The sequence below is a fragment of the Catenulispora subtropica genome (assembly GCF_039531675.1).
Classification (GTDB): domain Bacteria; phylum Actinomycetota; class Actinomycetes; order Streptomycetales; family Catenulisporaceae; genus Catenulispora; species Catenulispora subtropica.
Genome location: NZ_BAAAQM010000005.1, coordinates 22,641 through 45,691 on the forward strand (window position 1 = coordinate 22,641; position 23,051 = coordinate 45,691).

22 protein-coding genes and 1 riboswitch are annotated in these 23,051 nt (G+C 71.3%); of the genes, 11 read left to right on the forward strand and 11 right to left on the reverse strand.

Annotation, left to right across the window (positions count from 1 at the left end):
- The first annotated feature begins 23 nt into the window (after positions 1–23).
- The gene (locus ABD466_RS06200) at positions 24–1,190 is read left to right on the forward strand and encodes a DUF1906 domain-containing protein (protein WP_344655968.1); all 1,167 of its coding nucleotides are present in this window, start codon (positions 24–26) and stop codon (positions 1,188–1,190) included.
- A 51-nt stretch (positions 1,191–1,241) separates the two neighbouring features.
- Here the strand turns inward: ABD466_RS06200 and ABD466_RS06205 are convergent, their stop codons facing one another.
- On the reverse strand, positions 1,242–2,702 hold the full coding sequence (locus tag ABD466_RS06205; RefSeq protein ID WP_344655969.1) for a hypothetical protein: 1,461 nt from the start codon (positions 2,700–2,702) through the stop codon (positions 1,242–1,244).
- Between the two features lie 316 nt (positions 2,703–3,018).
- Between ABD466_RS06205 and ABD466_RS06210 the strand changes: the two genes are divergently transcribed.
- The 6 genes from ABD466_RS06210 (at position 3,019) to ABD466_RS06235 (ending at position 8,654) form a co-directional block, all read left to right on the forward strand.
- Positions 3,019–3,591 (forward strand): SigE family RNA polymerase sigma factor, encoded by a 573-nt coding sequence (locus tag ABD466_RS06210; protein ID WP_344655970.1) that lies wholly within the window; start codon positions 3,019–3,021, stop codon positions 3,589–3,591.
- Between the two features lie 48 nt (positions 3,592–3,639).
- Positions 3,640–5,265 (forward strand): long-chain fatty acid--CoA ligase, encoded by a 1,626-nt coding sequence (locus tag ABD466_RS06215; RefSeq protein ID WP_344655971.1) that lies wholly within the window; start codon positions 3,640–3,642, stop codon positions 5,263–5,265.
- 183 nt (positions 5,266–5,448) lie between these two features.
- The gene (locus ABD466_RS06220) at positions 5,449–6,291 is read left to right on the forward strand and encodes a hypothetical protein (protein WP_344655972.1); all 843 of its coding nucleotides are present in this window, start codon (positions 5,449–5,451) and stop codon (positions 6,289–6,291) included.
- 130 nt (positions 6,292–6,421) lie between these two features.
- Positions 6,422–6,916, forward strand: coding sequence for a SigE family RNA polymerase sigma factor (locus tag ABD466_RS06225; RefSeq protein ID WP_344655973.1), 495 nt, complete (start codon positions 6,422–6,424; stop codon positions 6,914–6,916).
- A gap of 35 nt (positions 6,917–6,951) precedes the next feature.
- On the forward strand, positions 6,952–7,287 hold the full coding sequence (locus ABD466_RS06230; RefSeq protein ID WP_344655974.1) for a hypothetical protein: 336 nt from the start codon (positions 6,952–6,954) through the stop codon (positions 7,285–7,287).
- A gap of 32 nt (positions 7,288–7,319) precedes the next feature.
- Positions 7,320–8,654, forward strand: coding sequence for an ABC transporter substrate-binding protein (locus tag ABD466_RS06235; protein WP_344655975.1), 1,335 nt, complete (start codon positions 7,320–7,322; stop codon positions 8,652–8,654).
- On the opposite strand, the gene ABD466_RS06240 is transcribed toward ABD466_RS06235, so the two are convergent.
- From ABD466_RS06240 to ABD466_RS06260, 5 genes are all read right to left on the reverse strand, one after another.
- Complete coding sequence (locus tag ABD466_RS06240; protein WP_344655976.1) at positions 8,651–9,448, reverse strand: ABC transporter ATP-binding protein; 798 nt, start codon at positions 9,446–9,448, stop codon at positions 8,651–8,653. The genes ABD466_RS06235 and ABD466_RS06240 overlap by 4 nt on opposite strands.
- On the reverse strand, positions 9,445–10,452 hold the full coding sequence (locus ABD466_RS06245; RefSeq protein WP_425558571.1) for a FecCD family ABC transporter permease: 1,008 nt from the start codon (positions 10,450–10,452) through the stop codon (positions 9,445–9,447). The genes ABD466_RS06240 and ABD466_RS06245 overlap by 4 nt, the downstream gene beginning before the upstream one ends.
- A 208-nt stretch (positions 10,453–10,660) precedes the next feature.
- Positions 10,661–11,641, reverse strand: coding sequence for an ABC transporter substrate-binding protein (locus tag ABD466_RS06250; RefSeq protein WP_486334155.1), 981 nt, complete (start codon positions 11,639–11,641; stop codon positions 10,661–10,663).
- Between the two features lie 114 nt (positions 11,642–11,755).
- A riboswitch (cobalamin riboswitch) is annotated at positions 11,756–11,890 on the reverse strand.
- Between the two features lie 120 nt (positions 11,891–12,010).
- The gene (locus tag ABD466_RS06255; protein ID WP_344655979.1) at positions 12,011–12,841 is read right to left on the reverse strand and encodes an enoyl-CoA hydratase/isomerase family protein; all 831 of its coding nucleotides are present in this window, start codon (positions 12,839–12,841) and stop codon (positions 12,011–12,013) included.
- Between the two features lie 44 nt (positions 12,842–12,885).
- Positions 12,886–14,136 (reverse strand): GNAT family N-acetyltransferase, encoded by a 1,251-nt coding sequence (locus tag ABD466_RS06260; RefSeq protein ID WP_344655980.1) that lies wholly within the window; start codon positions 14,134–14,136, stop codon positions 12,886–12,888.
- Positions 14,137–14,258: 122 nt separating this feature from the next.
- On the opposite strand from ABD466_RS06260, the gene ABD466_RS06265 reads away from it, so the two are divergent.
- Positions 14,259–15,158 (forward strand): alpha/beta fold hydrolase, encoded by a 900-nt coding sequence (locus ABD466_RS06265; RefSeq protein ID WP_344655981.1) that lies wholly within the window; start codon positions 14,259–14,261, stop codon positions 15,156–15,158.
- Positions 15,159–15,162: 4 nt separating this feature from the next.
- Here ABD466_RS06265 and ABD466_RS06270 read toward each other — a convergent pair whose 3' ends face one another.
- From ABD466_RS06270 to nth, 4 genes are all read right to left on the reverse strand, one after another.
- A complete protein-coding gene (locus tag ABD466_RS06270) occupies positions 15,163–15,879 on the reverse strand; it encodes a metal-dependent hydrolase (protein WP_344655982.1) in 717 nt (238 codons plus the stop codon).
- A 106-nt stretch (positions 15,880–15,985) separates the two neighbouring features.
- Positions 15,986–17,167 (reverse strand): MarP family serine protease, encoded by a 1,182-nt coding sequence (locus tag ABD466_RS06275; RefSeq protein ID WP_344655983.1) that lies wholly within the window; start codon positions 17,165–17,167, stop codon positions 15,986–15,988.
- Complete coding sequence (locus ABD466_RS06280; RefSeq protein ID WP_344655984.1) at positions 17,168–17,869, reverse strand: NUDIX hydrolase; 702 nt, start codon at positions 17,867–17,869, stop codon at positions 17,168–17,170.
- 14 nt (positions 17,870–17,883) lie between these two features.
- Complete coding sequence (gene nth / locus ABD466_RS06285) at positions 17,884–18,639, reverse strand: endonuclease III (protein ID WP_344655985.1); 756 nt, start codon at positions 18,637–18,639, stop codon at positions 17,884–17,886.
- A gap of 140 nt (positions 18,640–18,779) precedes the next feature.
- Between nth and ABD466_RS06290 the strand changes: the two genes are divergently transcribed.
- Positions 18,780–19,649, forward strand: coding sequence for an alpha/beta fold hydrolase (locus ABD466_RS06290; RefSeq protein ID WP_344655986.1), 870 nt, complete (start codon positions 18,780–18,782; stop codon positions 19,647–19,649).
- Between the two features lie 4 nt (positions 19,650–19,653).
- Here the strand turns inward: ABD466_RS06290 and ABD466_RS06295 are convergent, their stop codons facing one another.
- Positions 19,654–20,328 (reverse strand): response regulator, encoded by a 675-nt coding sequence (locus ABD466_RS06295; protein ID WP_344655987.1) that lies wholly within the window; start codon positions 20,326–20,328, stop codon positions 19,654–19,656.
- A 47-nt stretch (positions 20,329–20,375) separates the two neighbouring features.
- Between ABD466_RS06295 and ABD466_RS06300 the strand changes: the two genes are divergently transcribed.
- Together ABD466_RS06300 and ABD466_RS06305 are read left to right on the forward strand one after the other, a co-directional pair.
- Entirely contained in the window at positions 20,376–22,040 is a 1,665-nt protein-coding gene (locus ABD466_RS06300) for an MFS transporter (RefSeq protein WP_344655988.1), read from the forward strand.
- Between the two features lie 47 nt (positions 22,041–22,087).
- Positions 22,088–23,029 (forward strand): serine hydrolase domain-containing protein, encoded by a 942-nt coding sequence (locus ABD466_RS06305; RefSeq protein WP_344655989.1) that lies wholly within the window; start codon positions 22,088–22,090, stop codon positions 23,027–23,029.
- Positions 23,030–23,051 lie beyond the last annotated feature (22 nt).

The following is a 23,051-nucleotide window of genomic DNA, read 5'->3' on the forward strand; positions in this document are numbered from 1 at the left end:
CGCCGACGGGTAGCCCGACTGTCATGCGCCTGCCTGCCTTCGCCGCCTGCGCGGCCGTTCTGGCCCTGAGCTGTGCCGACGCCGCGTTCGCCGCGGCCGCGTCGCGGCCGGCGGTGCGGAGCGTGACCTTCGCCGGCAGCAGCGTGCGGGTGCCCGCCGACTGGCCCGTGTTCGATCTGGCCGCCGCTCCGCATACCTGTATGAGGTATGACCGGCACGCGGTGTACCTCGGTGATCCGGGGCCGGACCAGGACTGCCCGGCGGTCGCGGTGGGCCGGACCGAGACCGTGCGGATCGCCTCGGACGGCACCGTGAGCCGCACCCACGGCGAGAGGACGTCCGCCGAGGCCGGATCGGGAGGCGGCGACGCCCACGCCCACGCCGACGCCGACGCCGACGCCACCGACCAGGTGCCGCAGCCGATTCCGAAGACCCACGCCCGCCGGCCCCGCCGCAAGCTGGAACCCGCGGCCGTCTACGCGGGCCTGGGTTTCGACACCTGCGCGGCACCGTCCACGGACGTCATGCAGGCCTGGGCCAAGTCGTCGCCGTACCACGCCACCGGCGTCTACATCGGCGGCGTCGACCGCGCCTGCCCGGACGGCAACCTCACCCCGGACTGGCTTCGCCGGGTCTCGGGCCAGGGCTGGAAGTTCTTCCCGATCTACGTCGGCCGCCAGGCACCGTGCTGGAAGGACCCCGGCGGCGGCCACCCGGCCCTGATCGAACGGGCCCGCCGCTGGACCCAGGGAGTGGAGGCGGCCGACGACGCGGCCGACCGCGCCGGCCATTTCGGCATCGCGCAGGGCAGCCCCATCTACTTCGACATGGAGTACTACCCGCGCGACAACCCCGCCTGCACCGAGGACGTCCAGGCCTTCCTGAGCGCCTGGACCGACCAGCTGCACAACCGCGGCTTCATCTCCGGGATCTACAGCAGCTCCGGCGGCGCCATCGCCGACATGGCGCTGGTGTACGACAGCGGCGCCGCGTACCGGGCCGACGTGGCCTGGTTCGCGCATTGGGACAAGAAGCCCCGACTGTTCGGCGACCCCACGCTGAACGACAGGTACTGGCCGGGCCACCGCCGCATCAAGCAGTACGTCGGGAGCCGCAACGAGACCTACGGCGGCAAGCGCCTCAACATCGACCTCAACGTCCTCGACGCGCCCGTGGCCGCCCTGAAATGAGAAGGCTTTGGATTTGAGGAGTTGAGGTATCGCAGGGTTCTACGGGGTGACTCAGTAGTCCGACGGCCGCCCCGGACGGGTGGCCGGACGCCGGCCCATCGTCCCGCGCGGCTGAGCGGCGGCGCTCGGACGCCGCTGGGGAGCCGGGTTGCGGTCGCTGGAGCGGCCGGGATCCTGCGGCTCGTTGAGGCCCAAGCGGCGCTCGAAGTCGTCCCGGGGCTGCTGCGGGCGCGGGCGCGGGGCCTGGCCGTTCACGCCGTTCGCGCCGGGCCCGGGCACCGGCCGCGGAGCCGCGGCCTGCGGTGGACGCGGCTGGTGCGAGGGGCGGCGCGGGCCGGCCGCGCGCGGCTCCCAGTCGGCGCCCTCGCCATAGCCGCGTCCCGTGGGGGCGGACGCGGCCGGCAGGGCGGCCTGGGGCTGGGCGGCGGATCCGTAGCCGCGCGGGGACGGCGGATACGGTTTGGGCGCCGGCGTCGGCGCGGCGCTCGGCGCGGGCGTGCGGCCCATCACCGGCGCGGGCGGGATCTTCGGGAAACCGCCGGTCCCGGTGCCGTCGGCGGGTTCGAACCAGCCGTTCGCCGCCGCGGTGGCGGCCGCGCTCGCGGCCGGCTGGGACGTGGTCGCCGGCAGGTAGGAGGTCTGCGCCGCGTCGTAGGACGAGCCGTTGGCGTAGGCCGCGGTCGACGAGTAAGAGCTCTGCGAGGTGTCGGGTGTGGCCGCGTACGACCCCGTGCCGTAGCCGGTGGCCGAACCGTTCGTGGCCTGGTAGCCGTTCGACGCGGTGGCGGCGGAACCGTATCCGGCGGTGGAGCCGTAACCGTTCGACGTCGTGCCAGCCGAGGTGTAACCGCTGGTCGAAGTGTCGGCGCCGTATCCGCCGGCCGAGCTGTAGCCGTTCGTCGCACCGTAGGCACTCGCCGTGCCGGAGCCGTACGACGCGTCGCCGGACGAGGTCGCGTACGAACCGCCGCCCAGCGCCGACTGCGACCCGAAGCCGGCCGACGAGCCGAAACCGCCCGAGGAGCCCAGCGGGTCCGAGGCGTACGAACCGCTGGTCGGGGTGGGGCCGGCCACCGGCAGGGCCGGCGCCGAGGCCACCGGCGGCCCGCTCTGCGCCACCGCCGCCATCGCCATCGGCAGCAGGTCCATCGACGTCGACCCGAGCCCGTCGGCCGGGCACACCCGGACCAGCTCGCCGACCGTCAGCGCCAGCTCCGTGGCCAGGTCCAGGGACCGCGGCTGCAGCGGGTTCTCCCGCATCCACCAGCACGCGATCTGCACGATCGACCCGGCGGCGTGCGGACAGGTCCGGATCGCGCCGCGCAACTGCAGCGGCTGCGGACCGGACACGGTCAGCCGGAACCAGGTGCCGTCACGGAACCCCAGTGCGGGATGTCCCAGGGAATCCTGCAGCACGACGTGGTACTGGCGCTCGAGCTCACGTTGCGACTGGGACCCGGACCCGCTGAGGGCCGAGCCTGTTCTCTGCTGCTCGCCGTACGCGAGGCTCATCGGCTGCCTGACCGTTCTCCGGAGTGCGAGTCCGGAACCCTGCTCGAAGTTCTCGCCATGTGTCGCCCGCCTCGGCTCAAAAGCTCGGAGTGAGGCGGCCCCCGTTGCCGCTGTGTCCGCAGTGCTCGGTGTGATCAATGTCCACTGAAGTGGTGGGATCGTTGCGCAAACGGTACTCAATACTGGAGCCCAGCGGTAGGGCATCCACCAAGAACCACGCGGTATTTCTGTACACGACCCACAACAACCACTCACCGCCCGGAACGCCACGCCCCTCGATTGTCATCGCGGAGCCCCGTCGGCTTAACGTTGTGCCGTGACGGCGGACCGAGACGAGGAGTTCTCGCGCTACGTCACCGAACGTTCCGGAGCGTTGCTCCGCGTGGCCTATCTGCTGACCGGGAACCGCGCCGACGCCGAAGACCTCTTGCAGACCGCACTGGCCAAGACATACCTGTCCTGGCACCGCATTCAGGACAAGGGAGCCCTCGACGGCTACGTCCGGCGGGTCCTGGTCAACACTCAGACCTCCTGGTGGCGCAAACGCCGGGTCGAAGAGTACGCCACCGACCAGATCCCGGAACAGGCCTGGGAGGACACCGGACCCGGCGAGTTCGAGCTCCGCTCCACGGTGTGGAACGCGCTGGCGCAGCTGCCCCGCCGCCAGCGCGCCGTCGTGGTGCTGCGCTACTACGAGGACCTCTCCGAGGCCGAGACCGCCCAGGTCATGGGCATCTCGATCGGGACCGTGAAGTCCACCGCCTCCCGGGCCCTGGCCAAACTGCGCACCGACGGCGCGCTGCGGGACGCGCGGCTGGTCATCCCGGCGCCACTTCGCCCGCCAGCACCCGAAACCCTTCCGAAATCCGCCACCGTCGATGCAGACTGACCTCAGTACCGGCCGGTAACGAGCCGCCGCCGTCTCAGGAGGTCCGCTATGCGCTCGACCATGCAGGAGACCCCGCTGAGCATCTCGACGCTCCTGACGTTCGGCTCGACCGTCTACGGGACGTCGCGGGTCCACACCGTCACCGGCGACGGGCTGCGCACGGCCACCTTCGCCGAGGTCGGCGCGCGGGCCGCCCAGCTCGCGCACGCCCTGCGCGACGACCTCGGGATCCGCGGCGACGACCGCGTCGCCACCTTCATGTGGAACAACCAGGAGCACCTCGAGGCGTACGTCGCCGTCCCGTCGATGGGCGCGGTGCTGCACACGCTGAACATCCGGCTGTTCCCGGACCAGGTCACGTACATCGCCAACCACGCCGAGGACAAGGTGGTGCTGGTCGACGGCAGCCTGATCCCGCTGCTGGCCCGGGTGCTGCCCGGGTTCGCGACCGTGGAGCACGTGGTCGTCGTCGGCGAGGGCGACCCGGCGCCGCTGGAGGGCGCGGGCAAGACGATCCACCGGTACGAGGAACTGCTGGCGGGCAAGCCCACGAGCTACGACTGGCCCGCCGTCGACGAGACCGACGCCGCCGCGATGTGCTACACCTCCGGCACCACCGGCAATCCCAAGGGCGTGGCCTACAGCCACCGCTCGATCTACCTGCACTCGATGCAGGTGGCGATGCCGCAGTCGTTCTATCTCAACGAGTCCAACCGGGTGCTGACCATCGTCCCGATGTTCCACGCGATGGCCTGGGGCATCCCGTACGCGGCGCTGCTGACCGGCGCCACGCTGGTCATGCCGGACCGCTTCCTGCAGCCCGCCGCACTGGTGCGCGCGATCGAGCAGTCCGGCGCGGATTTCGCCGGCGCGGTGCCGACCATCTGGAACGACGTGCTGCACCACCTCGACGCGCACGGCGGCGACATCTCCACCCTCAAGCGCGCCGTGGTCGGCGGGTCGGCGGTGCCGCCGGCGCTGATGAGCGCGTTCGAGGAGCGGTACGGCATGCGCATCATCCACGCCTGGGGCATGACCGAGACCTCGCCGCTGGGCTGCGTCTCGCATCCGCCGGCCGGCACCGAGGGCGAGGAGGCCTGGGCCTACCGCGTCACCCAGGGCCGGTTCCCGGCCGGCGTGCAGGCCCGGCTGGCCGGGCCAGACGGCGAGATCGTGCCCAACGACGGCGTGGCGGTCGGCGAGCTGGAGGTCCGCGGGCCGTGGATCACCGGCTCCTACTATCGGGACGAGGACCCTGAGCGGTTCCACGACGGCTGGCTGCGGACCGGCGACGTCGGCACCATCACCGCGGACGGCTACCTGACGTTGAGCGACCGCGCGAAGGACGTCATCAAGTCCGGCGGCGAGTGGATCTCGTCGGTGGAGCTGGAGAACCACCTCATGGCGCATCCGGCGGTGGCCGAGGCGACCGTGGTCGCCGTCCCGGACCCGCGCTGGCAGGAACGGCCGCTGGCGGCGGTGGTGCTGCACGAGGGCTGCAGCGTGTCACCGGCCGAACTCCGCGAGTACCTGTCCGGCCTGATCCCGAAATGGCAGCTTCCGGAACGGTGGACCTACCTCAAGGAAGTGCCGAAGACCTCCGTGGGCAAGTTCGACAAGAAGGAAGTGCGCCGCGCTTATGCCGAAGGAGACCTTGAGGTCACAGTGTTGTAGCGGCTCGGCGTATTAGCCCCCGTTCGCGGCTTCCAGCGAAAAGTCCGCAGTGTAGAGTGCCGAAGACTTGAGCGATCGGTAGTACTCGGCAGGGGAGGACCGCGGACAATGCGGATATCTCGGCGGACTTCTCACACCACCGTCCCGCAGGCGGGCGCTTCGGCACTGCGGCGGACGGCAGCCGTGGGCGCTGCGCTCACCTTCGCCGTGCTGACGGCGTCGGCCTGTTCGAGCTCCAAGTCCAGCGGGGGCGCCGCTCCCGCCACGACGGGCCAGTCGCCGGCCGACGCGAACGCCAACGAGAACGACGTCCAGATCCTCAACTCGCTGCAGCTGACCGGCGCCGAGCTGGACACCGCGTTCGCCACCGACCCGAGGTGGCAGCCCTGGACCGGCTACGACCCGGCCAAGGCGCTGATCAAGCAGGCCCAGGCCTGCACCGCCGGCATCATCGACACCAAGGAACAGGCGCTGCAGCCGGTCACCGTGGCCTTCAAGGCCGACCAGTTGACCGGCGACCAGGCTCCCGCGGCGCCGAGCTCTCCGGCCTCGGCGGCGAAGTCCTCCTCGGGCAAGAAGGGCACCTCGGCCGCCCCGTCCACGAGCGCGTCCGCCCCCACCGACCAGAACCCGACGCACTGGGTGGTCAGCACCGCCATCGCGTATAAGAGCTCGGACGCTGCGCACAGCGCGGTGTCCGGCATGGGCAAGGTCGACCAGAACACCGTCGGCTGCGGCGGCCCCTCGGACCGCACCGCGATCGTCGGCGGCGGCATCGGCGAGATCGGCCCGTCCTGGGACGACTCGCAGGGTGTCTTCGTCTACGCCGACACCAAGACGAACACCTCGGTCGCGGTCGTCGCCCAGCGCCGCGGCCGCTACGTCGTGCTCACGTACACCCGCGGGGGTGCCAAGCCGCAAACGGGGTACTACGACTTGGAGGCCGGCCCGGACACCAGCAAGGCGGCCGACGCCGCCACGGAGGTCCTGGGCCAGCTGACGAACGCGGTCGTGAACCGCGACTGACCCGTGGACCGAGGCCGACCGGCCCCGGCGGGGAGGGCGTACCGGACCCGTCCGACGCGCCACGGAACGAGCGGAGCCACCAGCACCACCCACAGTCCAGCCGCCGACAGGTGAAGGCCACTGATTTCGGATGCGGTCCGGGAACGAGGATTTCCGCGAGTTCGTCAGCGCCCGCCAGGGCGCGCTCCGGCGAACCGCGTACCTGCTGTGCGGCGACTGGCACCAGGCGCAGGACCTGACCCAGCAGACGCTGGCCAAACTGTTCGTGGCCTGGTCGCGGGTCCGGGCCGTGGAGGCCGTCGACTCCTACGCGCGGCAGGTGCTCGTCCGCACCTACATCGACGAGTCCCGCAAGCGGCGCAACCACGAGGTGGCCACCGCCGACCTGCCGGACTCCGGCACCGAGGAGCCGGAGATCGAGACCCGGCTGGCCCTGATGGCGGCGCTCAAGCAGCTCTCCCCCCGGCAGCGGGCTGTCGTGGCGCTGCGGTTCTGGGACGATATGAGCGTGGAGGCCACGGCCGAGGCGCTCGGGATGAAGGCCAACACCGTGAAGTCGGACACGGCACGCGCCTTGGCGAAACTCAAAGGGCTGCTCGACTCGTCTCTACACCAGGCGGTCTGAGCGATGGGTGCGGAGCCGACGGAGGGAGGACACGGATGAGCGCGGTGGACGCCGCGGGCGAGAACGCCATGCGCAGCCTGATCGGCACCGCCTTCGCCGCGGACGAGCCCGGGCTGCCCGAGGTCGACGAGGTGATGGCGGCCGTCGAGGCGCTGGGCGAGGGCATCCGGCACCGGCAGCGGGTCCGGACCGGCATCGCGGCCGGCGCGCTGTGCGTCGCCGCGTTCGGCATGGTGGCCGGCATCGCGGCGGTGGCCCACTCGACACACTCGGGCGGGCCCGTGATGGTGGTGCCCGGCGGGAGCGGCGGGCCGGCGGCGCCGCCGATGACGGGCGAGGGCGGCGGGCGACTGGTCACGCCCGCACCGTAGGGGGCACGAGGCGGCGTCCGAGAGGAGGGCCGGTGCGGCGGCTGGGGACCTGGGCGACAGCAGCAGCCCTGCTCACGTGTGCGGCGTGCGGCACCCGGTTGCCGGATTCCGCGTTCTCGTCGCCGGTTCCCGACGCGCCGGCCCCGGTCTCCGGGGCCGCCGGCGATGTCGGCGTCACCGCGACCTCGATCAAGATCGGGATGATCGACTCGGTCGACTCCCTCCTCGGCCCGGACACCTTCTCCGGCCCGATGTACGGCGCACAGGCCTTCTTCAAGGCGCTCGACGCGGCGGGCGGGGTGAACGGCCGCCAGATCACCTTCGTGTCCTGCGATGACCAAGGTGTCGGCGGCACCGACGTCTCGTGTGCGCACAAGTTGATAGACGAGGACAAGGTATTCGCGTTCTCCGGTAACTCAGCGTTCGCATATGATGGCGCCGCTTATATATCGGCCAAGGGGGTGCCGGATATCGGCGGCGAACCGATCAGCAACGCCTACGATCGCTATCCACATCTTTACTCCATCTACGGCAGCGACTATCCGCGCGACGGAAAGACCATCGGATGGCAGGGCAAGCTCTACTCCTCCACCGAACCGGAGCACTATGCGAAAGTGACCCTTAAGGCTCATGTCGCCGGACTCGTCTCCTACAACCAAGCCGACTCCGCGCGCTACGCCGCCTACGAGGCCGAGGCGCTGCGAGCGGAGGGGTTCACGGTCGTCCCGGAGCAGTTGGACATCGCGCTGGCGGACTTCGACTCGGCGGCGCTGGACATGAAGAACAAGGGGGTCGACGTCGTCTTCGACACCATCGACACCGACGGGAACGCGCGGCTGTGCAAGGCGATCGACGCCGCCGGCGTGCCGATCGTGGCGAAGATGACGACGGTGCAGAGCTGGGACGCCACAGTCGCGGCGACCTACAAGGACGCGCCGAAGTGCCGGAACCTGTTGTACGCCGACTCCTCCGACCGGAACTACGAGGACACGTCGGTGCCCGCGGTGAAGGCGTTCCGCGACGCGATGGCGAAGTACTTCCCGGAGCGCGAGGGGAGGCTGTCGGAGTGGGAGATCGACGGATGGGCGTCGGCGCAGTGGCTGACGGACGCGGTGGCCTCGTGCGGCGCGAACGTGACGCGGGTGTGCGTCGAGAAGTTCATGAACTCGGGGCAGCCGTATGACGCGCGCGGGATGATCACCCCCGCGGCGTTCACCGTGAAGGCACCGACGGGGACGACGCACGCGTGCTTCAACGTCGCACAGTGGCAGGACTCCGCGAACGGCGGCCGCGGCGGCTGGGTGACGCGGGTGCCCGACATGGACACGAACTGCTACGACGTGCCGCAGGTCTCTTATTCGCCCTAGTTCGGGCCGCCGGGGCTCGGTCGCGGCCGCGTCAGATGGACGACCGGCCTGCCCTCTCCGTCGTCGAAGACCCTGACGCGCGCGCCGTAGTGCTCGGCGACGCGCTGCTCGGTGAGGACTTCGCGAGCAGAGCCGCGCGCGACGGCTTCGCCGCCGACGAGCAGGGTGAGTTCGTCGGCGTACTGCGCGGCCAGGCTGAGGTCGTGCAAGGTGCTGACGACGGTCAGGCCCTCGGTGGCGCGCAGTTCGTCGACGAGATCCAGGACCTGCTGTTGGTGGCCGAGGTCCAGGGCGGTGGTGGGCTCGTCGAGCAGGAGGATGCCGGCTTGCTGGGCCAGGGCGCGGGCCAGGACGACGCGCTGGCGCTCGCCGCCGGACATGGCGCCGAGCCGCCGGGCGGCGAACCCGGCCAGGTCCAGACGATGGAGTGCGCGCTCGGCGACGGCGCGATCGTCCCTGCTCTCGACGCCGAGGTAACCCAGGTGCGGGGTCCGGCCAAGGCGCACGTACTCTCCGACGGTCATGTCGCCGGGCAACTGCGGCTGCTGGGGGACGTAGGCGAGGAGCCGGGCGCGGTGCTTCGCGGCGAGCCGGGCCACGTCCTGGCCGCCGACCTGGATCTCCCCCGCATACGGCAGGATCCCCGCGATCGCCCGCAACAGCGTGGACTTGCCCGCGCCGTTGGGCCCGAGGACGGCGTGCCAGGAACCGGCCGCCACCGCGAGGTCGACGCCGTGCAGGATCGGCTTGCGGTCCAACGCCACCCGCACCCCGGCCGCCTTGACCGCGCTCACCGGTCCCGCCCCCGTGTCGCCCGCAGGATCAGGATGAAGAACGGCGCCCCGACGAACGAGGTGACGACCCCGATCGGCAGCTCGGCCGGCGCCAGCGCGGTCCGCGCCAGCAGATCGGCCAGCACCAGGAACGCCCCGCCGACGAGCAGGCTCATCGGGAGCAGCAGCCGGTGTCCCGGCCCGGCCACGCGGCGGACGACGTGCGGCACGACCAGGCCGACGAACCCGATGATGCCGCTGACCGCCACCGCGGTCGCCGTCGCCAGCGAGGCCGCGGCCAGGACGATCAACCGCACGCGCACCGGGTTCAGGCCGAGCGTGGCGGCCTCGTCGTCGCCGAGCGCGAGGACGTCGAGGTGGCGGGCGTGCAGCGTGACGATGAGGATGCTGATGACGGCGTACGGCACCGCGAGCCGCACCAGCCCCCAGTCCGCCGCGGTGAAGCTGCCGAACAACCAGGAGTACACCTGCTTCACGTCGGCGCTGCTGCTCTGCATCACGAACGCCTGCACCGACCCGACGAACGAACTCACCGCCACACCCGCGAGGATCAACGAGGCGGTGCCACCGCGCCCGACGAGCGTGCCGAGCACGTAGCTGGTGAGCACCCCGGCCAACCCGCCCACGAAGGCGGCCACCGGCACCGCCCCGACCCCGCCGAAGGTCTGCTCGGGCCCGCCGCCGTAGACGATGACCAGGGTCGCGGCCATCCCCGCGCCGGCGGAGGCACCGATGGTGCCGGAGTCGGACAACGGGTTGCGGAACACTCCCTGATAAGCCGCGCCGGCCTGCGCAAGCAGGGCGCCGACCAAGGTCGCGAGGACGACGCGGGGCAGCCGGATCTGGTCGAGGACGCCCTGCTGCACCGGAGTGAGGCCGGTGGAGAGGTGGACGAAGGGGAGCTTGTCGAGCAGCGCGGCGGCGGTGCCACCGACCGGGAGGCCGGCGGCACCGCCGAGACTGGCGACGAGGACGGAGAGGAGAAGGGCCGCGGTGGCGGCCATGAGCACGATCGCCGGGCGGGCGAGTTTGCGCGCAGGGACCACCCCGTCGTCGATCGCACCCGTCAGATCGGCTGCCGGCCCGCTCTCCCTGGAGATCTCGCCCGACACCACCCCCGCGGCTGTCGTAGCGAGCGTCCCTCCGGTCGTCCCTTCGCCCGGACCCGGCACCGCCGGGCCGGGCGAACCTCCGCGCCTCATCGCCGGGGTCTCAGCCCTGGGCCTTGTTCACCGCGTCGGAGACCTGCTGGACCAGGTCGGCCAGGCGCGGGCCCCAACGGGAGGCGATGTCGTCGTCGAGGCCGACGATGGTGCCCTTGGCGGCGTTCTTCACCGCCGGGACGGCGGACCAGCCGGGGCGGGCGGCGACCGCCGCGGAGGTCTGCTGGCAGCACTTGGTGTCGGCCAGGAAGACCAGGTCGGGCGCCGCGGTGACCAGGTACTCGTCGCTGAGCTGGGGGTAGCCGCCGCCGGTCTTGTCGGCGGCGTCGGCGACGTTGGCCAGGCCCAGCTGGGCGAAGACCGAGCCGATGAAGGTCTTCGAGGTGGCGCTGTAGTTCCCGGGGGTGCCGACCTCGTAGTAGTACTTCAGCGGCGTGGCGGGCTTCTTCGTGGCCGCGATCGCGCTGGTGATCTTCTGCTTCATGGCGGCGACTTCGGTGGCGGCCTTGTCCGCGTGGCCGGTCGCGGCGCCGAGGGCGGTGATCTGGCCGTAGGCGTCGTCCAGGCTGTTCGGCGCGTCGAACCACAGCACCGGCACGTTCAGCTTGCCCAGCTGCTCGACGATGTTCGAGGTGTCGGCGGCGACCACCACCAGATCCGGGTTGTACTTCGCGATCGCCTCGGCGTCCGGCTTGAAGCCGGACAGCGCGGTCTTCGGCGCGCTCGCGGGGTAGTTCGACTGGTCGTCGACCGCGACCACCTGGCTGTCCGCCCCGATCGCGAACAAGTCCTCGGTCGCCGACGGGGACAGGGACACGATCTTCTTGGGCTGCGCGGCCAGCTTCACCGCGCCGTTCTTGGCGGTGACGGTGGCCGGGAACGCCGCCGCGCTCGGCGAGGCCGAGGAAGAGGTCGAGGTCGAGGCCGTGCCCGACGCCGCGGGCGCCGACTTCGACGACGAACACCCGGCGGCCAGCAACGCCGAACCCGCTATGACACCCACGGCGACATGCCGCGCCACACTGTGCAGACGAGAATGCACGAGGTCAGCTCCTCCGGCTGATCCGCGGCCCCGCGCGACGCACGCCGGCCCTGGTGACCGTGATGCGCACAGCCGGACCGCCCCGAACCGCGAGGGCCGAACGTTGACACACCGCGTGAGGCGACCTGGCTCGCTCCCGGGGGAGCTCACAGTTGCGGGACAGCGCCGGATTCCCACCGGCTTCGCTGCACACGTTGTGGACGGCACGCCGCCGTCACCGCAGACGCTAGCAAGCACACGGGCCCGCGACTAACCCCGAACGGGGCGCGGGCCCGTGATCTGCACAACTCGAGGGCTGTCGAGGGCTGTCGCGGGCTGTCGAAGGCTGTCGCAGCCCCGGCGGCCGTGACCCCGCCGTTACGGCCAGACCGGCTTCCGCTTCTCCACGAAGGCCCGCACCCCCTCGGCCCGGTCCGCCGAGAACGCCGTCGCGCGCCACGCCCCGTCCTCGACGTCCAGTCCGGCCGCCAGCGGCAGATCCGCGCCGACCTTCAGCGCGTGCTTCGCGTTGCGCACGCCGATCGGCGAGTTCTTCGCGATCTGCTGCGCCAGCTCCAGCGCCGCCGCCCGCGCGGTGGACGCGCCGGCGACCCGCCGGTCGATCATCCCGAACCGGTCGGCCTCGTCGGCGTCGATCCGCCGCGCGGTGAAGATCAGGTCCGCGGCGCGGTTCATGCCCACCCGCCGCACCAGCGTCTGCGTTCCACCGCCGCCGGGGATGACGCCCACCGACACCTCCGGCAGGCCGAACACCGCACCGTCGTCGGCGACGATGAGGTCGCACCCCAGCGCCAGTTCGCAGCCGCCGCCGAGCGCGTAGCCGGACACCGCCGCGATCACCGGCATCGGCAGCGAGCCGAAGGCGGACCAGGTGCGCCGGAACGCCGGCCGGGTGGCGACCAGCTCGGCGTCGCTCATCTGGTTGCGTTCCTTCAGGTCCACGCCGACGCAGAACGCGTGGTTCTTCCCCTCGGCCGACGGCGCGGCCGACGAGACCACCACCGCGCGCACCGCCGGGTCGTCGGCCAGTTCCGGCGCCACGTCCCGGATCGCCGCGGCCATCCCGGTCGAGATCGCGTTCATCGCCTCGGCGCGGTTCAGCACGATCTCCGCGACCACGCCGTTGCCCTCGGCCGGGTGCCGCCGCAGGAGTACTCCGTTGTAATCCTTCTCCAGTGCCTCAGTCATGCCGCCCACAGTATGAGACAGCGATTTGAATCCAAAAGCGCAGATCAGAATCCGAAGGGCACGAACGGCGCGACATCGCTGACGAACGCCCGCGACGCCTGCGCCAGCGCCCCCGCCCGCAGCTCCTCGATCCGCCCGGCCCGGCCCAGCGCCCCGAGCGAGAACCCGCCGAGGTACGCGGCCCCGAGCTCGCGCGGCCCCAGGACCAGGTCCGCCGGATCCGTCGTCCGCGAGCACTCCGCGCCGTCGGCGTCCCCGCGGAGCCGCCACCGCCCGGTGTTCCACGGGCAGAACGGGTCGGAGAGCTCGAACACCACGTCCACCGCAGTGGCGTAACGCCGCGCGGCCAGGGCCCTGTCCACGTCCACGATCCGCACATAGAGCATGTCCTGCAGGCGCGGTACCGCCTGCCGGAAGTCGGCGAGCAGGAACGTCAGCGGGTCGTCGGCCGGCACCTCGGCCTGGACCTCGCTCGTCAGATCGAGGTCGCACAGGAATCGCCACATGGCGACGTAGGAAGCGAGGTCGCGCCCGTAGACGTCCTTGACCCTCACCTTGCACTCCGGCCGCGCCGGGTTGTTGTAGCCCTCCTTGACCCGGTACCGCGCGAAGCCGACGGTCGTCCCGTCGGCGTCCTCGGCCAGCACGCACCGCAGCGGCCCGGCGCCGTCCCGCGCGAACTCCCAGTCGGCCAGCGCCGCGTCGCGCCACCCGTCGCCGACCCGCGGCATCATGCCGGGCCGGCCCAGCCGGTTGGCCTCGACGACCTCCTGGCAGCGCTCGTATCCCTCCAGCGGATCCACCATCCGCATCCGGAACTTGTCACTGCCGGCCACCGCCGACAGCCCGTTGTCGCCGCGCGGGACGGTGAGGCTCAGGTGCTGGACGCCCAGCGCGTAGCCGAACCGTCCGTAGATGGCGGGCTCGGACGCGAGCAGGATGCCGACCGGCGCGTCCCCGCGCTCGTGCCACCCGTGCATCTGGTGCCGCATCATCGCCGTCAGGATGCCGCGCCGCCGGTGCGTGGCCTTCACCGTGATCATCGTCACGCCGCCGGCCGGCACCGTGACCCCGCCGGGCACCGTGAGTTCGAACGGGAAGTCACCGCCGGTGCTCACCAGCTCGTCGCCGTCGAACGCGGCCACCGACCGCTCCCGCGGCAGCAGACCCTGCCACAGGTCGTGGGCCTCCTGCGGCGGGTTCTCGTGGAACCCGAAGTCCAGCTGCGCGGCGAAGGCGGGCGCCTCCTCGTCGGTGAAGGGGCGGACCGGGTAGGAAGGGGCATCGGAGCTCATAATCCATGGCTAACACCGCATCGCCGCACATGCGAGCCAATATTCACCGCGCACGCCCCTCCCGCGCCCCCCGAGCCCGGACGCAAGCTCCTCACAAGGCGGCAGCATGGGAGGCTGATGCCATGCAGGATTCCGATCCGATCCGCCTTCCCGGCCCGTGGACCCACCGGGACATCACGGCCAACGGCGCCCGCTTCCACGTCGCCGAAATGGGCGAAGGCCCCCTGGTCCTGTTCCTGCACGGCTTCCCGGAGTTCTGGTGGTCCTGGCGCCACCAGCTCCCGGCGGTGGCCGACGCCGGCTTCCGCGCGGTCGCGATGGACCTGCGCGGCTACGGCGGCAGCGACAAGACCCCCCGCGGCTACGACCCGCTGACCCTGACCATGGACGTCACCGGCGTCATCCGCGCCCTCGGCCAGTCCAACGCCACCTTGGTCGGCCACGGCTGGGGCGCCTTCCTGGGCTGGACCGCCGCCGTCTTCCGCCCGGCCGCGGTGAACCGGCTCGCCATCACCGGATCGGCCCATCCCCGCCGCCTGCGCCAGGCCCTGCTGACCGACCCGAAGCAGATCGCGGCGGCCCGGTTCATGTGGTCGGCACAGCGCCCCTGGGCTCCGGAGAAGGCACTCACGCGCGACGCGGCGATGCTGGTCGAGCAACTGCTCGCCGAGTGGGGCGCCACGGGCTGGCCGGAGCTGGACGTCGCTCAGCGCTACCGCGAGGCGATGCTCGTGCCGGGCGCGGCGCACTCGTCGTTGGAGTACTACCGGTGGCTCATCCGGTCACTGGTCCGTCCGGACGGCATGCGCTACGCGCAGCGGATGCGGACGGAGGTGCGGGTGCCGGTGCTGCATCTGCAGGGCGAGTTGGACAGCGCCTTGCTGCCGCATGTCGCGCGGGGATCGGGGCGCTATGTGACGGCGGCTTACCGGTGGCGGTTGTTGGAGGGGATCGGGCACTTTCCGCATGAGGAGGCGCCGATGCGTTTCACCAACGAGCTTGTGGACTGGCTGAAGAGCTGAGGCGCTAAGGCTTCGAAGAGGTCTTGACGTAGAGCAGCACCGCACATCCGATGGCCATGGCCGGGGCCAAGAACCAAGTCTCCACCCTGTTCCCCGTCCGCTGGATGATCGGTATCCCGGTCCGGAACGTGAACGGCCAGAACAACCGGCACCCGTGATCGGTCAGGCAGTCGCCCGCCAGGTGGGTCAACGCCCCGAGTCCCATCGCGAAGGGCAGCCAGGACGGGGCGCTGGCGATCCACCGGTCCATCAGCACCGTGCCGCCGCCGGCCAGCAGGACGCAGGGGCCGTAGGCGTCCAGCTTCTCCCCGGGAGGGCACAGGTTCAGCGCCCGTACGGCCAGCACCAGCATGAAGAACACCAGGGAGAGCGTGAAGTAGCGTCCCAGATACTTCTCGCCCGCCCACGTGCCATAGGCGACGCCGGCGACGAAGGCCAGGGAGTGGGTGGCGTGTCGGTGGCCGCCGCTGATCTTGGACACGCCCTTCGTGAGCGTGTGGGTGATCGGGCCCATCGAGTGGGCGATGGTGCCGTTCGGGTGGTCGATGTCGGGCAGCAGGGCGGCGCCGGCGGTGATGAAGGTCCCGAAGATCAGGTCCTTGGCCTGGATGTGGGCGGTGGAACCGTGCATGGCCGGATAGGCCAGCACGCTCATCGGCAGAGTGGTCGCCGCCGCCGCCCAGGCGAGTCCGCCGCTGGTCGCGTGTGAGTGCCCGAGCATGGCCGGTCCGCCCCCCTGCATTCCTGTGCGAGTACTGGCATGAACGTACCAGGAAGGGGCGACGAACTCCCCGGTCGGCAGAGCCCTGACGACCGCCGTCCCGCCGTCAGATGGCGCAGGCCTGTGTGTTGACCGGTGCGTCGGTCGCAGCGCCGGTCTGTGCGTCGCCGGCGACCTCCTTCGCGGTCAACGCATAGCCCGTGTTCTTGTCCTCCAGCGACTTCGCGAACACCACTCCGAGTACGCGGCCGTCGGTCGAGAGCAGCGGCCCGCCGGAGTTGCCCTGCTGCACCTGCGCGTACAGGGAGAACACCTCGCGCCGGACGTTGCCGCTGGAGTAGATGTCCGCGCCGGTCGCGGTGATCTGCTCGCGGATACGGGCCGGGTCGACGTGGAACGGACCGTCCTGCGGGTAGCCGACCACCAGGGCCGAGTCGCCCGACTTGCCGTCGCCCAGGAACGGCAGCGGGGCGGCGGTCAGGCCGGGGACGTCCAGGACGGCGATGTCCCGCTTGGGGTCGAACACCACGACCGTGGCCGGGTACTGGCGGCCGGACGACTGCCGGACCACCAGCGACCGCGTTCCCCCGACGACGTGGGCGTTGGTCATCACCTTGCCGTGGGCGTACACGAAGCCCGAGCCCTCGATGTCCTTCCCGCACGACGGCGCCTGTCCGCGGATCTTGACGATCGACGCCTTGGTCTGGTTGATCACCGGGCTGTTCATCAGAGCCTGGTCCGGCGCCGGGACGTCGGCCGGGTTCTCCGCCTGGAAGGGGGCGAACACCTGGGGGAAGCCGTTGCGGTCCAGAATCCGGGAGAAGGAGTTGAACCACTGCGACGAGCCCTGCGGCAGCACCCGGGTCATGCCCTTGAGGATGCTGGACGAGCGCACCTGGTCGCTGATGGTCGGCACCGACGACGTGAACAGCGCCAGCCCCAGGAACCAGGCCACCATCAGCACCGCGACCACCGACACCACCGCGCCGCTGACCGCGTCCACCATCTGCGCCGGCTGCCACGTGATGCTCTCGCGCAGCTTGGAGCCCAGCATCGACCCCAGGACCTGCCCCACCACCGCCAGCGCCAGCACCGCGCACAGCGCGATCACGCTGGGCAGCAGCCCCGTCGACATCCGGTCCAGGAACACCGGGATGATCACGAACCCGAGCGAGAGCCCGCCGAGGAATCCGGCGAAGGACACCACCCCGACCACGAAACCCTGCCGATACCCGGAGACCGCGAACGCCGCCACGACGAGCAGCAGCAGGATGTCGAGGATGTCCATCTAGCTATCTTCTCCCCCCGGCGCGGCGACATCGCGCACCGCCAGCGCCAGCACCTCCTGCGGCAGCGGCACGATCCGCTCGGTGTCCCACGGCCGTTCCCAGCCTCCGGCCCTCAGCACCCCGTCCAGCAGCGCGGCGGTGAACCCCCAGATGAGCAGCGAACCCGCCTCGAAGGCGGGGCCGGAGCGTCCGGAGGGGTGGCTCATGCGCAGCCGGTTGGCGGGGTCGACCAGGTCGCTCACCGCGATCCGCGCGACGGAAGCGACCTCACGCGTGTCCCGTACCCGCACCGGGCTCGGCGTATGCCACCAGCCCAGCACCGGCGTGACGAGGAAGTCCGAGGGCCACACGTACTGGTCGGGCAGGATCCCGAACACCCGCACGCCGGCCGGGTCCAGGTCGGTCTCCTCGTTGGCCTCCCGCAGGGCGGTGGCCACCGGCCCCTCCCCGGGATCGACCTTCCCGCCGGGGAACGCCGGCTGCCCGGGATGGTTCCGCAGCGTCTTGGCCCGCTCGACGAACAGCACGTCGGGCCCGTCCACCGGGTGCTCGCCGAACAAGATCAGGACGGCGCTGCGCCGCGGGACCCCGCCGAGCTCCTCGGGCCGCCGGAACCCAGGCCCCAGCCCCTCCCCGGTCTCCACGGCCCGCGCCAGCGGCAGCAGCCAGGCGGGCAAGGCGTCGGTTATCTGAAGTCCCATGCCATCCGCAACGTTCACAGGGGCAGACCGCCTTCCCCCGGCTTGTACTTGAGCAGCGCGGCCGCCTTGACCGGGTCCTGTTCGCCGATGCCCCGGCTCGGGCACAGCTTCGCGACGGGGCAGGCGCCGCAGGCCGGCCGCTTGGCGTGGCACACCCGCCGCCCGTGGTAGATCACACGGTGCGAGAGCAGGGTCCAGTCCTTGCGCGGGAAGAGCTCGCCGATGGCGTGCTCCACCTTCACCGGGTCGTCGAGGTGGGTCCACCCGAACCGCTTCACGAGCCGGCCGAAGTGCGTGTCGACGGTGATGCCGGGGACGCCGAACGCGTCGCCGAGGACGACGTTCGCGGTCTTGCGCCCGACCCCGGGCAGCGTGACCAGCTTGTCGAGCCTGCCGGGCACCTGCCCGCCGAAGTCCGCGACCACGGCCTTCGACATGCCCAGCAGCGACTTGGCCTTGTTGTGGAAGAAGCCGGTGGGCTTGATCAGCGCCTCCAGCTCCTCCGGATCCGCGGCGGCCAGGTCGGCCGGGGTGGGGTACTTGGCGAACAGAGCCGGGGTGACCTTGTTCACGCCCACGTCGGTCGACTGCGCCGACAAGATGACCGCGGTGAGCAGCTGGAAGGGGTTCTCGAAGTCCAGCTCGCACTTGGCGTGCGGGTAGACGTCGCCGAGCTCGCGGTAGATCTTCCGCGCGCGCCGGACCAGCGCCGTGGCGGTCTCCGGCTTCGCGGTCTTGACGTCGGAGACGTCGGCGGCGGCTCGGGTCATGGACTCAACTGTAAAGCGGCCACGGGCCGAGGGATGGCGCGAACGCGCGGCCGTCACCCTCCGCGACGCTTTCGGGCAGGTCAGGAGGCCAGGTCAGTGGCGCATCGAACACACCGGTGTTCTGCGGTAGCTTCCTCCCCATGACGACTCTCCGCCTCGCCGACGGCCGGACGCTGGAGTACCTGGTGGCCGGTCCCGAGGAGGGGACGCCGCTCGTCTTCCACCACGGGACGCCGTTCGCCGCGGTCCTGTTCGAGCCGATGGTCGAGGCGGCCGCGCGGCACGGGCTGCGGATGGTGGTGCACAGCCGGCCCGGGTACGCGGGGTCTTCGCCGCAGCCGGGACGGACCATCGCGTCGGTGACCGAGGACGTCACCGCTCTCCTGGCCGCGCTCGATGCCGAGCGGTTCCTGACCGTCGGCTGGTCCGGTGGGGGTCCGCACGCCCTGGCCTGTGCCGCGCTGCTGCCCGGGCGGTGTCTGGGCGCCGCGACCGTGGCCGGGGTCGCCCCGTACGACGCCGAGGGGCTCGACTGGCTGGACGGCATGGGCGCGGAGAACGTCGAGGAGTTCACGGCGGCGACGGCCGGGGTGGAACCCTTGGAGGCCTTCCTGACCGCGCAGGTGGAGGGACTGGCGGACGTCCAGGGCCACCAGATCGCGGCCGCGCTGGGCGATCTGGTCTCCGAGGTGGATCGCAGGGTCCTGACCGACGAGTTCGCCGAGTACACCGCGGGTGCGTTCCGCAAGGCGGTGTCGGAAGGCATCGCGGGGTGGCGCGACGACGACTTCGCCTTCGTCGGCGCCTGGGGCTTCGACCTGGCCGCCGTCGAGACACCCGTCTCGATCTGGCAGGGTGCGGAGGACCGGATGGTGCCGTACGCCCACGGCCGCTGGCTCGCCGAGCGGGTCCCCGGCGCCTCCGTGCGACTGCTGCCGGCCGAGGGGCACCTGTCGCTGATGCTCGACAAGTTCGACGCCGTCGTCGCCGACCTGGCCGCGCGGCTCTGACGGCTTACGACCGCTCGTCCACGGCGCACACCCCGGTCCGGAACGCCCAAGCCGCGATCCCGACCCGGTTCCGGGCACCGACCTTCTGCTGGATCGCCGCCACGTGGTTCTTGACCGTGCCCGGCGAGATGAACAGCTCCGCGCCGATCTCCGCGTTCGTGCCGCCCTCGGCCAGCAGCCGGACGATCTCCAGCTCGCGCTCGGTCAGCGCGACCGCGGGCTCCCACCGTGCCTCTGATCCGCCGTTCCCGGCGGCGCCGAACCGCCGCAGCAGCCGCACCGTGACCTGCGGGCTGATCAGCGTGTCGCCGGCCACGGCCGCGCGGACGGCTTCGATCAGCAGCGTCGGCCCCGAGCGCTTGAGCAGGAACCCGGAGGCGCCATGGCGCAGCGCCGTGTGCACGTACTCGTCGAGGTCGAACGTCGTCACCACGATCACCCGCACCGGTTCGGCGGCCTCCGGACCGGCCAGCAGCCGCGTGACCTCGAGTCCGTCGACGCGCGGCATCCGGATGTCGGCCAGCACGACGTCCGGCCTGAGGTGGCGGGTGAGTTCCACCGCGGCCGCCCCGTCCGCGGCCTCACCGACCACCTGCATATCCGGCTGCGCGTCGAGGACCATGCGGAAGGCGGCGCGGATGTTCGCCTGATCGTCGGCCAGCAGGATGCGGATCACCACGCCTCGACAGTACGGGCCCCCGGTGGTCTGCGCTCCGGCGAGTACGCATGCTGCGGGACACCGCCGGCTGGAACGAGTCGGACCCGGACGGTTCCCATGTGCACGCTGTGACGCCCACCGGCGGCGGGTACGACGGCACCGGGAAGGCGTCCGACGTCGTCTACCCGGCCGACGGCACCAAGGTCGCGTTCGTCGTGAGCGCCGGCTCACCCTGTCCGGCGGACGCGCCTTTTCTTGTGGCAAGAATCGTCAATACCGATCGGGGCCCGCTGACCGATCCTGACGCGGTGAACACCGAAGAGCAGGTTCTGAACACGGACCTCCCCACCGTTCCGCCCGCTGCCCGGCACGGGTTGCTGGCCGTACTGCTCGCGGGGCAGGCGATGGCGTCGATGGACACCTCGATCGTGACGGTCGCCGCGCCGGACATCCGTTCGGGACTTCACGCTTCCGGCGGTGCGTTGCAGCTGATCATCACCGGATACGTCCTCGCGTTCGCGGTCACTCTCGTGATCGGCGCGCGCCTCGGCGATCGGTACGGACACGGCGTCGTGTTCCGGCGCGGGCTCGCGGCGTTCATGGTGACGTCGGCGGCGTGCGGGTCGGTTCCGTCGGCGGGGGCTCTGGCCGGGTTCCGGGTGGCGCAGGGCGTCTCGGCGGCGTTGGTCGTGCCGCAGGTACTGTCGGTCATCCAGCTCGAGTTCCGGGGACGGGCGCTGGCGCGGGCGATCGGGTGGTACTCGATGGTGCTGGCACTCGGCGTGGCCGCGGGACAGGTGGCGGGCGGGCTGATCGTCAGCGCCGATCTGTTCGGGACCGGGTGGCGTCCCATCTTCTGGGTCAACATCGTGATCGGCGCAGGGGTGCTGGCGGTGTCCGCCCGGGTGCTTCCAGTCCACCCGGGCAGCCGCGGCGGCGGCCTGGATCCGGTCGGCGCGGTGCTGCTGGCCGGTGCGATGACTGCGGTGGTGGTGCCGCTGGCCGTGGGACGTGAACACGGCTGGCCGGCGTGGACCTGGTGTTCTCTGGGCATCGGCGCGGCGTTGCTGGCTGGATTCGCGTCCTGGGAACGGAGGGTCACAGCGATCGGAGGCACACCCCTTCTCCATCTGCGCGTGCTCAGCCGTCCGGCGGTCCGGCCCGGGCTGGTCGCGTGCTGGGTCGTGATGGGTTGTTACTCCGCAGTGGGCTTCACCATCACCCTGCACCTGCAATCGGGACTGGGCTTCTCCCCGCTGCGTGCGGGCCTGACCTTCCTGCCCTACACCTTCGGGTTCGCGGCGGTGGGACTCACCTGGTCCCGTATGCCTGCACCGGCACGGGTGGCGCTACCCGTCGCCGGTCCCGTCTCCTTCGGCTGCGCCTTCGTGGCTCTGACAGCGCTGGCTCACGGCCCGTGGCCGACAATCGCGGCACCGGCGTTGCTGGCGGTCGCGGGCGCCGGGCACGCCGCGGGGTTCAGCCCGTTGCTGTCGCGCATCACCGAGTCGGCCGGACCGGAGAGCGCGTCAGCCGTGTCCGCGCTGGCGAACACCGGGTCGCTCTTGGCGGGAGTCCTGTCCATCGCGGGCCTTGGTGGCGTCTATCTGTCGGTCGCAGGACCTGGCTTCCAGAGCTCCGCCGACGGACTGGCGCATGTCGCGTGGTTCATGGCCGTGCTTCTGGGCTTCGGCACGCTGTGCGCCACACGCAGCACCCGCACGGCGTTGTAGCGTGATCAACTGGCTCAGCGTCGAGTGGATGTGAAGCGGAGGCTGCAATGGACACGAACGCCCCAGGCGCGGTCATCGGTGTTTCCCGTCGGGGGCGACGCGTCTTCGAGACCGCGGGCGGCCTCAAGGCTGATGACGCCTCGTCCTTTCGCATCGCTTCCCTGACAAAGCCGCTCACCGCGGCGGCGACCGTCCTGGCGTTGGCCGAGCGGTCCATTCCCCTGACGACGCCGGCGATCGAGCTGCTCCCGGCCCTCGCCGCGGACTGGCGCGCCGATCGCGGCATCACCGTCGAGCAGTTGCTCGCGCAGGTGGCCGGGCTCCGGGAAGCGGTGGACGCCGCGACCGTGGCCGCGCTCGGTGACGGACCCGAGGTGCTGGAGCAGACCGCTCGGTTGGCGGTGCAGGCGGGCAACGAGCGTGCGCCCGGCGAGCGCTGGTCGTACTACAACGGCAACTACTTCCTGGCCGGCTGCGTCCTGGCGACCGTCGTCGGAACCAGTTATGAGCAGGCACTCCAGCAGGTCTTGCTCACGCCCTTCGGCCTCACCGGAACCGGCTTCGAAACCCCGAGCGCCCCGATCACCGGATGGGACGGGGAACTCCCGCTTCCCGGCGAGGCCTATCCGCGGGGACGGAGGCCGAGCGGCGGGCTCTGGTCGTGTGCAGCCGATTTCCTGTCCTTCGCCGAACGCCTCCTCGGCACTCCAACCCTCCTGGACGAGATCCGCCGACCGCGGACCCGGTTCGACGACCCGATGGCCTACGGTCTCGGCTGGGCACTGGGGCCGTCGGGTCAGATGTATCTCAACGGACGGCTGGCGGGATACCGGACGGCTGTCCTCCTGGCCCCCGAGCACGGCTACGCCAGCGTCGCGTTCGGCAACCAGACGCAGCTGCTGCCCGAGATCGCCTGGCGTCTCAGCGAGCTGCAACGCGACCTCACCGGCGACGACCTGTCGATCGCGATCGACGCTTTCGCAGCGTAGGCAACGCGTTCGGACTGCGCTT

What these genes read in the sequence shown, in the direction of transcription:
- ABD466_RS06200 (WP_344655968.1), top strand. Translation starts at nt 24, where the DNA reads ATGCGCCTGCCTGCCTTCGCCGCCTGCGCGGCCGTTCTGGCCCTGAGC.
- ABD466_RS06205 (WP_344655969.1), bottom strand. Translation starts at nt 2,702, where the DNA reads ATGAGCCTCGCGTACGGCGAGCAGCAGAGAACAGGCTCGGCCCTCAGC.
- ABD466_RS06215 (WP_344655971.1), top strand. Translation starts at nt 3,640, where the DNA reads ATGCGCTCGACCATGCAGGAGACCCCGCTGAGCATCTCGACGCTCCTG.
- ABD466_RS06225 (WP_344655973.1), top strand. Translation starts at nt 6,422, where the DNA reads ATGCGGTCCGGGAACGAGGATTTCCGCGAGTTCGTCAGCGCCCGCCAG.
- ABD466_RS06230 (WP_344655974.1), top strand. Translation starts at nt 6,952, where the DNA reads ATGAGCGCGGTGGACGCCGCGGGCGAGAACGCCATGCGCAGCCTGATC.
- ABD466_RS06245 (WP_425558571.1), bottom strand. Translation starts at nt 10,452, where the DNA reads ATGGCCGCCACCGCGGCCCTTCTCCTCTCCGTCCTCGTCGCCAGTCTC.
- ABD466_RS06255 (WP_344655979.1), bottom strand. Translation starts at nt 12,841, where the DNA reads ATGACTGAGGCACTGGAGAAGGATTACAACGGAGTACTCCTGCGGCGG.
- ABD466_RS06260 (WP_344655980.1), bottom strand. Translation starts at nt 14,136, where the DNA reads ATGAGCTCCGATGCCCCTTCCTACCCGGTCCGCCCCTTCACCGACGAG.
- ABD466_RS06265 (WP_344655981.1), top strand. Translation starts at nt 14,259, where the DNA reads ATGCAGGATTCCGATCCGATCCGCCTTCCCGGCCCGTGGACCCACCGG.
- ABD466_RS06270 (WP_344655982.1), bottom strand. Translation starts at nt 15,879, where the DNA reads ATGCTCGGGCACTCACACGCGACCAGCGGCGGACTCGCCTGGGCGGCG.
- ABD466_RS06275 (WP_344655983.1), bottom strand. Translation starts at nt 17,167, where the DNA reads ATGGACATCCTCGACATCCTGCTGCTGCTCGTCGTGGCGGCGTTCGCG.
- ABD466_RS06280 (WP_344655984.1), bottom strand. Translation starts at nt 17,869, where the DNA reads ATGGGACTTCAGATAACCGACGCCTTGCCCGCCTGGCTGCTGCCGCTG.
- nth (WP_344655985.1), bottom strand. Translation starts at nt 18,639, where the DNA reads ATGACCCGAGCCGCCGCCGACGTCTCCGACGTCAAGACCGCGAAGCCG.
- ABD466_RS06290 (WP_344655986.1), top strand. Translation starts at nt 18,780, where the DNA reads ATGACGACTCTCCGCCTCGCCGACGGCCGGACGCTGGAGTACCTGGTG.
- ABD466_RS06300 (WP_344655988.1), top strand. Translation starts at nt 20,376, where the DNA reads ATGCTGCGGGACACCGCCGGCTGGAACGAGTCGGACCCGGACGGTTCC.
- ABD466_RS06305 (WP_344655989.1), top strand. Translation starts at nt 22,088, where the DNA reads ATGGACACGAACGCCCCAGGCGCGGTCATCGGTGTTTCCCGTCGGGGG.